At 38.8% G+C, this 12,233-nt stretch carries 13 protein-coding genes; 4 read left to right on the plus strand and 9 right to left on the minus strand.

What is annotated here, in order from left to right; genetic code table 11:
* Positions 1–147: 147 nt before the first annotated feature.
* The 9 genes from GXZ72_03660 to GXZ72_03700 all read right to left on the minus strand — a co-directional run bounded on the left by GXZ72_03660 (position 148) and on the right by GXZ72_03700 (position 8,261).
* Positions 148–1,785 (minus strand): thermosome subunit, encoded by a 1,638-nt coding sequence (locus GXZ72_03660; protein ID HHT18637.1) that lies wholly within the window; start codon positions 1,783–1,785, stop codon positions 148–150.
* Positions 1,786–1,957: 172 nt separating this feature from the next.
* Entirely contained in the window at positions 1,958–2,467 is a 510-nt protein-coding gene (locus GXZ72_03665) for a hypothetical protein (GenBank protein ID HHT18638.1), read from the minus strand.
* 226 nt (positions 2,468–2,693) lie between these two features.
* Positions 2,694–3,740, minus strand: coding sequence for an aspartate-semialdehyde dehydrogenase (asd, locus tag GXZ72_03670; protein HHT18639.1), 1,047 nt, complete (start codon positions 3,738–3,740; stop codon positions 2,694–2,696).
* A gap of 77 nt (positions 3,741–3,817) precedes the next feature.
* Positions 3,818–4,636: a 4-hydroxy-tetrahydrodipicolinate reductase gene (gene dapB, locus GXZ72_03675; protein ID HHT18640.1), complete on the minus strand. Its 819-nt coding sequence runs from the start codon at positions 4,634–4,636 to the stop codon at positions 3,818–3,820.
* Between the two features lie 148 nt (positions 4,637–4,784).
* On the minus strand, positions 4,785–5,678 hold the full coding sequence (locus GXZ72_03680) for a 4-hydroxy-tetrahydrodipicolinate synthase (protein ID HHT18641.1): 894 nt from the start codon (positions 5,676–5,678) through the stop codon (positions 4,785–4,787).
* Positions 5,675–6,895, minus strand: a complete 1,221-nt coding sequence (locus GXZ72_03685; GenBank protein HHT18642.1) for an aspartate kinase — start codon at positions 6,893–6,895, stop codon at positions 5,675–5,677. Before GXZ72_03685 ends, GXZ72_03680 begins: the two co-directional genes overlap by 4 nt.
* Before the next feature lie 11 nt (positions 6,896–6,906).
* A complete protein-coding gene (locus tag GXZ72_03690) occupies positions 6,907–7,098 on the minus strand; it encodes a 30S ribosomal protein S17e (protein ID HHT18643.1) in 192 nt (63 codons plus the stop codon).
* 4 nt (positions 7,099–7,102) lie between these two features.
* Positions 7,103–7,396, minus strand: coding sequence for a chorismate mutase (locus GXZ72_03695; protein ID HHT18644.1), 294 nt, complete (start codon positions 7,394–7,396; stop codon positions 7,103–7,105).
* Positions 7,389–8,261, minus strand: coding sequence for a shikimate kinase (locus GXZ72_03700; GenBank protein HHT18645.1), 873 nt, complete (start codon positions 8,259–8,261; stop codon positions 7,389–7,391). Before GXZ72_03700 ends, GXZ72_03695 begins: the two co-directional genes overlap by 8 nt.
* Before the next feature lie 147 nt (positions 8,262–8,408).
* Here GXZ72_03700 and sppA point away from each other — a divergent pair, with 147 nt between their 5' ends.
* The 4 genes from sppA (at position 8,409) to GXZ72_03720 (ending at position 12,154) form a co-directional block, all read left to right on the plus strand.
* Positions 8,409–9,338 (plus strand): signal peptide peptidase SppA, encoded by a 930-nt coding sequence (sppA, locus tag GXZ72_03705; protein HHT18646.1) that lies wholly within the window; start codon positions 8,409–8,411, stop codon positions 9,336–9,338.
* A 168-nt stretch (positions 9,339–9,506) separates the two neighbouring features.
* Positions 9,507–9,779, plus strand: coding sequence for a thioredoxin (locus GXZ72_03710; protein HHT18647.1), 273 nt, complete (start codon positions 9,507–9,509; stop codon positions 9,777–9,779).
* Positions 9,780–9,799: 20 nt separating this feature from the next.
* Positions 9,800–11,005, plus strand: a complete 1,206-nt coding sequence (gene cbiD / locus GXZ72_03715; GenBank protein HHT18648.1) for a cobalamin biosynthesis protein CbiD — start codon at positions 9,800–9,802, stop codon at positions 11,003–11,005.
* An 87-nt stretch (positions 11,006–11,092) separates the two neighbouring features.
* Entirely contained in the window at positions 11,093–12,154 is a 1,062-nt protein-coding gene (locus tag GXZ72_03720; protein HHT18649.1) for a glycosyltransferase family 4 protein, read from the plus strand.
* The last annotated feature ends 79 nt before the right edge of the window (positions 12,155–12,233 follow it).

Raw genomic sequence — 12,233 nt, forward strand, 5'->3', positions numbered from 1 at the left:
GTGTTAAACTTAGAAATTGAGGGATATATCCATACTGGGATAATAATTAGGAATAAAAAGTAGTTTCAGAATTTATTCAAACATTGCAGTTATAATAATTCGATTAAAATCTTTAAAAAAAATAGAAAAAAGTAAAGTCTACTGACTTTACATCATTGGTGGCATTCCACCAGGCATTCCACCCATTCCGGCCATTTCATCCATGTCTGGTTCTTTTCCTGACCCTGTGGATGCGATGACGTCGTCGATACGTAGAATCATTTCTGCAGCTTCTGCAGCAGATTGGATTGCCTGTTTTTTGACCCTGTGAGGTTCAATGACTCCAGCTTTGTACATGTCGGTGACTTCTCCTTTGAAAACATCTAGTCCCATGTAAGCTGATTTTTCATGAGCCGCTCGAAGGTCTACCAGGGCGTCAATACTGTCCAGTCCTGCGTTTTCTGCCAAGGTTTTTGGGACAACTTCCAGTGCTTCTGCAAATGCAGAGACGGCTAGTTGCTCACGACCACTTATGCTGTCTGCGTAATCTTTTAATCCTTTGGCAATTGAGATTTCAGCAGCCCCTCCGCCAGCAACAACTCTACCATCTTCAACTGTAGCGGCGACTACTCCAATTGCATCTTCCATTGCACGTTGGATTTCATCTACCACATGTTCAGTGGAACCTCTGATTAAAAGTGTGACTGATTTAGGGTCTTTGCATTCTTCAACGAATATCATTTCTTCGCCTGAAATTCGTTTTCCAGCTACTGACCCAGCTAATCCCAGATCATCAGCAGTTAAGTCTTCAATGTTGGTAACTACAGTGGCATCGGTTGCTCTTGCTAGTTTTTCCATGTCAGATTTCTTGATTCTGCGCACAGCCATGATACCTGCTTTGGCTAAGTAGTGTTGAGCCAGGTCGTCAATTCCTTTCTGACAGAATAAGACATTGGCTCCCACATCGGATATCTTGTCTACCATATCTCGTATCATCTGTTCTTCTTGTTCAATGAAGGCTTGCATTTGTGCAGGGTCAGTGATGCGGATTTCAGCATCCACTTCAGTTTCTTTAACTTCTATGGCGCTGTTGAGTAGAGCTATTTTAGCATTTTCTATCTTTTTGGGCATTCCAGGGTGTACAGGTTCTTTGTCAATAATGACTCCGTTGACTAGTTGTGAGTCGTCGATGGTTGCTCCATCTTTCTTCTCTATTTTGATGTGATCGGTGTCAATTTCCCCGTCTTCTTCCACTTGTTTAACTGAAGCTACTACTAGTTCAGCTAGTGGTTCTCGAGCTTTTTCAGTTCCTTTTCCAGTCATGGCTGTCATTGCCACTTTCTGGAGGGTTTCCTTGTCATCAGAATCGATGGCTATGGAGTTTAGGATTTCTTGTGCTTTCTCAGCTGCTTGTCGGTATCCCATTGCCACAATGGTTGGGTGTATATCTTGATCTAAAAGGTTTTCTGCCTTTTTAAGGAGTTCACCTGCAATGATCACTGCGGTGGTGGTTCCATCTCCCACTTCATCTTCTTGGGTTTTGGCTACTTCCACCAGCATTTTTGCGGCAGGGTGCTCGATGTCCATTTCTTTGAGGATGGTTGCACCATCGTTAGTAACAACAATGTCACCTAATCCATCAACGAGCATTTTGTCCATTCCTTTAGGACCTAAAGTTGTTCTTACAGTCTCTGCAAGGACTTTTCCTGCTAATATGTTCATTCTTTGAGCGTCTCTTCCTAAAAATCTGTTAGTACCTTCCGGTAATATTAAAACTTGTTGGCCTTGTCCGCCTAATTGTGCCACATTATCACCTCAATTTGTTTATGTAAATGATCAGTGGGTTAGAGGTTATATAAATACTTTATGATGAATGGTTGTTTGATTTAATTAACTAAGAAATACCATTGTCATTTTTAATGTGATAAAAAATGAGTAACCAAAATAATCAAACACTTGGATGAGAAAAAAACCAGTTTCAATCTTTTTCCAATTTTTTCCACAACACTATACCATTTTCTTCTCTTGATTTGAAGTATCCTTTCCTTTCCAGATTTCTAAGGGCATGTTCAAAGTTTTGATGAGTTAGTTCTTTAAAACCAAGGTCTATAATTGAATCATAGAGATTTTCCAAACGGCCCTCTTTTTCAGGGAGAAGTAAATAAATATTGGACTGAAAAGTGGTTAAATCTTTTTTAGGTTTCTGTGTTAACAGTTTGAACCTTTCTTTAATTTTTTTGAGATCTTCTATCTGGGAATCTTTTTCATCTAAAAGTTTGACTAGTTTCCTATTTTCATCTTCCTTCATCTGAAGTTTCTTTTCTTGCTTAATATTCATCTCTTGAAGTTTACTGTGTTCTTTAATCATGATTTTTGAAGATTCTTTCTGGCATTTTTTAAGTTCAATCTTCAGTTTACTGATTTCCAATAGACATGCCTTTACCAGTTGTCTTAACTGCTCCCTCTCGGTGTCCTTAAGAATGGCCATTTTATCACTATAAATGTTATTATAATCTTAAACTAATTACTACTTTTAATTATGCCCCCCTCCCTTTTAAAAGTTAGGATATAATCTATAATAAAACTGAACTTCCCCAAAAAGATTTTTAACATAAAAAACTAGAAAAAAAGTTAGAAAACAATATTTAAATATTAAGATAAGTTTAAAAAAAACCATATCTTGGAAAAAAATGAAAAAAAAACAGAGAATAAAATTACATTATCTCCGAAATAAGTTCTGCATTGAGAATTGATGCTCCTGCAGCCCCACGAATCGTATTATGGCCTAATAGAACGTATTTGAGACTTTTTGGGATGTTAGCATCTATACGCAATCTACCGACAGTGACTGCCATTCCCCTTTCCATCATCCGATCCATGCGTGGTTGTGGTCTGTTATCTTCTTCTCGGACAATAATTGGATTTTTAGGTGCAGAGTATAGATTTAATTTTTGAGGAAGTGCTTTGTAATCTTTTAATGATTTTTTAACATCATCCAGTTCAAAATTTTCGTCCATTTCCATGAAAACAGCTTCAGTATGACCGTCAACTACTGGAACACGATGGCAAGAAGTACTTAATCCAAAAGATGCAGGCTCGACAATATCTCCATCGAAATTTCCCAATAAATATCGGGTTTCTTCCTCCATTTTTTCTTCTTCTTCACCTATAAAAGGCACCAAGTTGTCTAAGATAGCCATAGAAGGAACTCCATTATAACCAGCGCCTGAAACAGCTTGCATCGTAGACACATATACGCGATTAATGTTATACTGATCGTATAATGGTTTCAGAGTGAGTACCAAGGCAATGGTTGAACAGTTGGGATTAGTAACAATGAATCCTTCCCATCCCCTATTTTTCTGCTGGGTTTCTATGAGATCCAAGTGTTCCGGGTTCACTTCAGGTATAACTAAAGGAACGTCAGGTTCCATGCGCATAGCACTGGCATTCGAAGCAACCTTCATGCCGGCTTCAGCGAATTTAGGCTCAACAACTGCTGCATTTTCTGAGGGTAATGCTGAAAACACTATATCCACATCTTTAACTAGACTAGGATCAGTGTCAACCACCACTGTATCTTCTACTGCCTCAGGTATGGGAGTGTCCATATGCCAAGTTACTGCATCTTGATATTTTTTCCCTGCTGAACGTTGAGATGCTGTGAGGGCTGTTATCTCAAACTTGGGATGGTCTTCTAAGAGTTGTATGAACCGCTGCCCCACCATTCCTGTTGCTCCTAATATACCTACGTTTACCATATAACCACCTTAATTCAGTTTAGTCCTTATTTTTATTTATTCATTACTCAATGATTTAGTACGATTATTTATGCTAATTACAATCCCAGTACCTCATTCATACTGCTAATTTTACCCTTTTCGGCATTAACCACGTATCGAACAGCCTTTATAACACCGTTAACAAAAGCTTGTCTACTGTTAGCTCTGTGCACAATTTCTAAGCGTTCACCATCACCAGCAAACAAAACAGTGTGATCACCTACTATGTCTCCTCCCCGTACAGCATGTATTCCTATTTCTTCTGGTGTGCGTTCACCTACCATCCCTACCCTACCATGGACTCCGACTTCTTCTATTTTACGGTTCAAAACTTCGGCTATGAGGTCGGCTGCTTTCACAGCTGTTCCTGATGGAGCATCCTTTTTGTGTTTGTGGTGGGCTTCGATGATCTCCACATCAAAATCTGTGAGGATTCCAGCTAGTTGCTCAACTACCTTGAAGAATACGTTAACTCCAACAGCCATATTAGGAGAAATAACCGCCCCTACATTATTATCACTGATTGATTTTTTATTTTCAGCCATTTGTTGATCACTAAATCCTGTAGTTCCAACAACCAGATTAACACCAGATTCAGCTGTTGTTTTTATTGTTTCAACTGCTGCATTGGCAATGGTGAAATCGATAAGAACATCAGGTTTTTTGGATTCAAGAGTCTCTCTGAGTTTTTCAGCTCCAACAATAGGGATGTTGATGGGTCCGATTCCCAATAATTCCCCTACATCTTTACCTTGCAGAGGAGTGTGAGGCGCCTCTATTGCTGCTACCAGTTGAATGTCATCCTGTTCAAGAATAGTGTTAATGATCAGGGCTCCCATTCTTCCACTGGCGCCAGTTACTGCCACATTTATCATAAATATCATCTCCTTAACAATATTTTGATCCTAAAAAAATAAATAAAAAGAAAAAAAATGTTTTGTTCCCATTAAATCCGAACAAGCTGATTTTTAGAAAGAATACTAAAAAAGTTCAATCTTCCTATAAGATTAAACTAGATTATGATTAAATCAACTGCAAGTCCAGGAGCACCTTCTTGAGTTTATCCTGGTTTTCGGTTTTAAGTGGAGCCAAAGGCATTCGAACATGACCTGCTGGCCTGCCCATCATGTTAAGAGCTGTTTTAGCTGGTACTGGATTAGATTCAACAAAGAGAACCTTCATCAAATCATATAATTCATAATGGATATCTTGAGCCCGTTGGAAATCTCCATGAAGGGCTTTTTTGACCATTTCGCTCATCCGTGTTGGATCAACATTCCCCACAACACTGATAACTCCCTGACATCCCTGGGATATCATGGGAAGTGTTAGGTTGTCATTTCCAGAAATTACCATAAATTTGTCACGAACACCTAGTTGATCAATTTTCTGAATTATCTGGGAAACCTTGTCCATGTCAGGGTTTGCTTCTTTAAGGGCAACTACAGTGTCTAACTGAGCTATTTTTCCAATAGTTTCCACATCAATATCCGTCCCAGTACGTGAAGGGACGTTGTAAGCTATGATAGGAATCTCAGTAGATTCTGATAACATTTTATAGTGCTCATAAAGCCCGTGGGGTTGGGGCTTGTTATAGTAAGGAGTTATTACCAGCGCATAATCTGCACCAACATCTTCAGCATATTTAACCAAGTCTAATGCTTCTTTGGAAGAGTTACTACCTGCTCCGGCTACAGCAGCCACTTTACCCTTTACTTCATCCACCAATATCTCCATCATCTTCTTCTGTTCCTGGTGAGTTATGGTGGCAGACTCGCCGGTGGTTCCGGCAGCCAAAAGGCCATTAACACCTCGTTCAAGGAGATAATTCATATTCTCCCGCATCCCCTCTTCATCCACCTTATCTTCAGTGGTGAAGGGGGTTACCATTGCAACTGTGGTACCTTCCAATTTCATTCCAAGACTCTCCTTACCAATTCATAAGCTCTCTTCCCATCATTCCATTCCACAAATATAACAACTGAGGTCTGACTTGATGAGATTTCTACTATATTAATCTTATTTTGACGTAAAGGTTCGGTGATTTTAGTGATAATTCCAGGGGTGTCTATGAAGTCCTGGCTGTTAACACTGATCATTGCAATCTCCCGACCCAGGGACAGGGAACTCATATCCTGGTTCTTCACCACCACATCGTGGAGTATTTTATGGGCTTCTTCAGCCACTGATTTATCAATAAAAAGGGTTATTGAATTTTGACCTGTGGATATGCCATATATATTAAAATTGTTGTTTTTTAGGGTTTGTGTGAGTTCGGCCAGTACCCCCACTTTAGTGAGAAGCTCCTCACCTACCACCGCGATTACAGAGATGGGTTCATTGTTTAGGGTGGTTGAACGCAACATTTTATCCTTTGATGGTCCCATTATCTCGGTTCCAGGTGCTGATAAATCCCCCTGTTCAAATCCTATTATTTTAGCATTTATTTTGGGATCTTTATAACGCAAGGCATAAGGGTGTAGTACTTGAGCTCCATGGGTTGCTAAATCCCGCATTTCTTCAACACTGATTTTTTCCAGTTTCCGGGCAGCCTCTAATTTATTGGGATCAGTAGACATCACCCCGCCGACATCGGTAACAATTATCACCTCTTCAGCTTGGAGGCAGTGACCCATTAAAAAGGCTGTGATGTCGCTCCCACCCCTTCCCAGGGTGGTGATGTTACCTTCCATGTCTTTTCCCAGGAAACCACAAAGAACAGGAATCACTCCCTGATCCAGAAGTTTTAAAATTTCTCGGGATTTGATTTCGGTTTCTGCAAAGTCAACTTTGGCATTTAAATAGTTGCTGTCAGTTATAATTGGCCAACTTTCCATGTGAGGATCTATATATTCTGATTTAACACCTAATGATTCAATAGTAGATGAAAACACCCTTACGCTGGTAATTTCCCCCATGGATAGAATATCTGCCATTTGCTTTTCAGTTATGGATTCTCCAATGGATTTACCCACAATTTCTAGGATGTCATCAGTGGTTTTATTGATAGCTGATACCACCACTACCACCTTCTTGCCCTGCATGTACTCTTTAACTACTGCTCGGGCTGCTTTTTTGATCCGTTTCCCATCAGCAAGGGAAGTTCCTCCAAACTTGGCCACTAAAATACCCATAGCAACCAACCTTAGAAGTAGTTATTTTTAACCAATCGGGTTACATAACCGGCAATTTTGTTTCTTAAATGTTTAGTACTTACAGTGGAGAATTCCTGCACTAATTTCTTGTTTTCTTCAAAATCTGTTGTGAATTTACCTGGATAAGTTTCAATCAGCTCTTTGGCTGTTCTTTTAACAAATGATGTTCTAATATTTCCCATGACTCTACCTCCTTAAGATTTTCTCTTGTTCTTCTTTGCTCAATTCCACTAATATCATAATGATCTGGGAGAGACTGTCTTTATTTATTTCTTCTTGGTTAGCTATTTCTCGGATTTTTTGGCGGATATCTTCTTCCCTTTCTGGATCATGAATATCCATTCCCAGAACCAGTTTAGCCTGAGCAATATTGCTTGCCAGGGAAGTCCGTTCTTTGATGAGCCGTATTATATCCTCGTCCAGTTCATCTATCCTTTTCCGAGAGCTTTCAAGCATAGAAAACGCTTCTGCCCTATCCATGGTCAACCACCCGTGTTCCCATATTTTCAACACTGGTTAATATAACTCTTCCAGGGTACGAACTCCATGTTTCCTGAACACGGTCAAGGGCATCGTCTGGAACAATAGCTACAAATGAAGGGCCTGTGCCTGAAAGTCCAGCTGCTAATGCGCCAGAATCCAAAGCATCCAGAGCAATATTTGCATCGAAATTGAGAGTCGCGCAATATAATATCCCATTAAGTGTCAAAGCGTAATATATATTACCTTTTAGCGCTTCTTGGAATGCGAGTTTTACCCAGGGAGCCAGGAGTTTCATCCTTGGCACATCAGATTGGGCAGTAGGTGACTTTTTATTAGGCATGTATATTAATATACTTTGCTCCTCCATGGGGCGATTGTAGAGGATCTCCCTGCGAGGATTGTGGGTTATAGTCAGACCACCAAAAAATGAAGCACTAGCATCATCAAAAGCTCCGGTAATCGTAACCCCTGCTTCCAAAGAAGCATCGATTGCCAAGTTAATTAAATCATAATCAGATAAAGAATCTTCAGACACTAACCCATTTTCAACCAGTGCACGGTAGGTGGCCATTACCACAGCATTTGATGTGGCGCTACTACTGGAAAGTCCAGAAGCAACTGGCAGTGTTGAACTAGTTTTGACCATGATTCCAGTGGTGATCTTGAATTTTTCCAGAACCTTCCGGACACATATATCCATTAATGTTGTATCTACACCATCAGCAGCCTTTAAAATTGTTTTTGATGGCTTTAAACGGGCTTGAACATCCACATATAACCCTATACCAAATGCTGATCCGCAACCAGTTGATATGGCATTAATTACTGTGGCTGATCCTGGGGATCGAACAGTTACATTCAAATAATCACCTTAGAGTTTAACTCCTTGAGGTTTATGTTTTATTTTATTATACATAGAAAGAAAAACACTAATAAATACATCGATAGAAATAATTTATTTGGGATAAGAGTTTCTATATAATCTTTAAGCAAAATTAGGGTTAATATCATGAAGAAAAATAACAAGTTGTTATTAGCAATTATAGGCGGAGGGGCCTTCATTGTCATTTTGTCTTTTTTTGCTGTTTTGTTAATAATAGGAAGTGGTGTTAGTGGGGGATTCGGAAATACCGTGGCAATCATACCAGTGCAAGGCGAAATTACTTATTCGCAACCCAATATGCTAGGAGGATCAGTAGTATCTCCCCAATCTGTCACTGACGGAATTACGCAAGCTGAAAAAGATAGCTCTGTGAGTGCTATTGTTTTGGATATTAACAGCCCAGGTGGATCACCAGTAGCTAGTGAAGAGATTATGAATGCTGTGAATAACTCAAAAAAACCAGTTGTAGTATGGATAAGTGACAGTGGTACTTCAGGAGCTTATTTAGCCGCTTCACCCGCAGATAAAATATATGCGAGCCCATCGTCTATTGTAGGGAGTATTGGAGTAATCCTAAGCCTCACTGACCTATCGGATCTTTATCAGAAGATTGGAGTAAACCAATATTCAATTAAAGCAGGAAAATACAAAGACATGGGCGCCTCGTACCGTGATTTAAAACCAGAAGAAACTAAAATGTTACAGGGAATGGTAGATGAAAACTATGAATACTTCATAAAAATGGTGGCTGAAAATCGTAAACTGGATATTAATTATGTACGGAAAATCGCCGAAGGAAAGATATACACAGGAACCCAAGCAAAAAAGTTGAAACTAATTGATGAAACTGGAGACCGAAATGATGCCATAGAATCAGCTGCTAAACTTGGTGGTATTAAAGGAGATTACAAAGTAGTAACTATCACACCCAGTAAAAGCATGTCAGACCTTTTTACCAGCTTTTCTAGTAATTTTGCCTATTCTCTGGGGAAAGGTATTGGAAGTTTACTAAATCAGGGCTCGGTAGATAGTTCTGTAGACTACAGTATGCACTGAAACTGGTATATCTGTACCATAAATTTTTCAAAAAAAAGATATATTCCCCCAAAAAATTAATAATGATGTATTTATAGTTTATAAATTAGGTAAATTAATATTACCAGATTTCAATAAAATCAAAAAAGCAAATCACAAACAGAGAAATTCAAAAAATGAGGTGAAAATATGGTTGTTAAAGTAGAAGTATTCACATCTCCATCCTGTCCTTACTGCCCCATGGCTATTGAAGTTGTAAACGAAGTTGAAAAAGACATGCCTGGCACCCTGGAAGTTGAAAAGATCAACATAATGGTAGACCGAGAAAAAGCTATAGAATATAATCTAATGGCAGTTCCAGCCATTGCTTTAAATGGAGTTGTACATTTTGTAGGTGCTCCTGCTAAAGAAGAACTGGTTAAAGCAATTGAAGAAGAAGAAAAAAAAGACAACACAAACTAATATAAAAATTTATAGGAACCATGGAAGAAGATAATTTCCTTCAAGAAAAAAATACCATTCATACTAATTCTAAAACTGTTCAGGCCAAAATTGTTGAAAGAAATACTTCTTCCACCCCTAATATCTCTTTTTCCCCTGAAAGTGATGATAACGGAATCACCACTGGAAGTGCAGCAACTGCAGCAGCCTTAGCAGCAATGCTAGCCATAAAAGGAGAACAAGTTTCCACGGTGGATATTAAAACACCACTGGGAATTCTCAATATTGCAGTGAAAAGTTCTTGTAAACTTAACGATTATTCTGGAAGGGCTTCTGTGGTTAAAATGCCTTACCATGACCCTGATGTCACCATAAACCTTGAAGTGCAAGCCAAGGTCAGTTTAAAAGATGAACCCGGCATTGTTATTAAAGGTGGTGAAGGAGTAGGTAGGGTAACTAAACCAGGATTACAAGTTCCCCCAGGGGAGGCAGCTATAAACCCTGTGCCCCGTGAAATGATCCAATCCAATCTTGAAAAGGTTTTACCTGCAAGTAAAGGAGCAGATGTGCTGATTGAAGTTCCCGAAGGCCAAAAAATAGCTAAAAAAACTATGAATCCCCGTTTAGGCATTGTAGATGGGATTTCCATACTGGGAACAACTGGTATTGCTCGTTCCATGAACTCAAAGAGTTTCCAGAAAGCCAAAAAATGCCAGTTAGATGTGGCATTGGCAGAAGGTTACCATGAACTGGTTTTTGTGCCAGGTAATATTGGAGAAAAGATGGCCCACCAATTACTAGATGTTGATGACGACCAGATTATCCAGATGGGAAATTTTGTGGGTTATATGCTGGGTGAAGCTCAAAAAAGTGGATTATCCAATTTAATAATTCTAGGACACGCAGGTAAACTTGTGAAAATTGCTGGAGGAATCTTCCAAACTGAACATCGCTTGGCAGACGGTCGAAGAGAAGTAATAACTGCACACACAGGATTGGTTGGTGGGGATAACAAAATTATGAAGAATATATTTAATTCTAACACCACTGAAGATATGATAGAAGTTTTAGAGGCAAAAAACTTGACTGAAGCTGTCTTTAACTCCATAGCCCAATCGATTGTGAAACATTGCCAGGAAAGGTTTAATCTAAAACCAGAAGTAATTATTCTTAAAATGGATGGAACAATCCTCAACAGCAACTACACTGTTGAACTGGTCCAAAAAAATACCAACCCCGAAAAATAGGGAATAAAAATTCGAATAATATTTAAGCTAGAAATAAATATTTTTAGAGTAAAATAGTCTGTTACATATGACAAATATGGTGAAATCATGCACGTGGGCCTATTAGGACAATATCCACCACATATTGGAGGTGTTTCATCCCATACCTATCTTCTCTCACAGGAACTCCAAAAAAGGGGAGATGAAGTTTATGTGTTAACATATCCCCATCCTGATGTTAAAGATTTAGATGGCATAAAAGTTAAAACTTCCTTCGCACCCAATATTAAAGGGTTAAGGGGTCTTTTTTTCCTGATATCATCAACATTTAAGTTAATTAGAATGGTTCACCATTACAACATCGATATTATACATGCACATTTCCTATTGCCACCTGGACTCATTGGAGTAGTTGTGGGAAAAGTTACAGGAAAAAAAACTGCAGTGACAGCTCATGGCTCAGATCTGCTTATACAAGCTGATAAACCAATCCTGCGGCCTTTAATTAAATTTGTTCTTAAAAATACGGATTACGTTATAGTGGTAAATAATACACTGAAATACAAGGCCCTTGAAATGGGTGTTGATTCAAAAAAAGTGCATGTAACAGCCAATGCCGTTAATACAGTGAAATTCAACCCTCAAAATAAAGATCTTCCATCTGACATCCAACTGAACCATGATAAACCAGTTATATTATTTGTGGGTAATCTGGTCTTCCAGAAGGGAGTTAAATACCTCTTAGAAGCAAAAAAGCTTATGAAATGTGATTCTGAGTTGTTGATTGTTGGTGATGGTCCACTGCGCCATGAACTGGAGAAAAAAGTGGAGGATGAGGCAATTGGAGATGTTCTTTTTGTTGGTGCAAGAAGGGATGTAGATAAAATTATGCCATTTGCAGACTTATTTGTCCTGCCAAGTGTGTCAGAAGGATTTCCAATAACTTTACTGGAAGCCTTGGCATCGGGTTTGCCTGTGGTTGCCACCAATGCTGGTGGGATCAAAGAGGTGATGGATGAAAGTGTAGGTTTAATGGTTGAACCCTCAAAACCAGCTGAAATGGCCATGGCTATGGATACAATATTAGAAAATAGAGAATTAAGGGATGTTATGTCAATAGCTGCACGAAAACATTCAATGAATTATAATAAACTAGATATACCTTATTAAATATCGTAATTCAAATTTATTGATTGGTGTACTCTTCTTAAACTATCATAAATTTTTTCATACAATTTTTCTAATCCAA

It is taken from the genome of Methanobacterium sp. (assembly GCA_012838205.1).
Lineage (GTDB): Archaea > Methanobacteriota > Methanobacteria > Methanobacteriales > Methanobacteriaceae > Methanobacterium.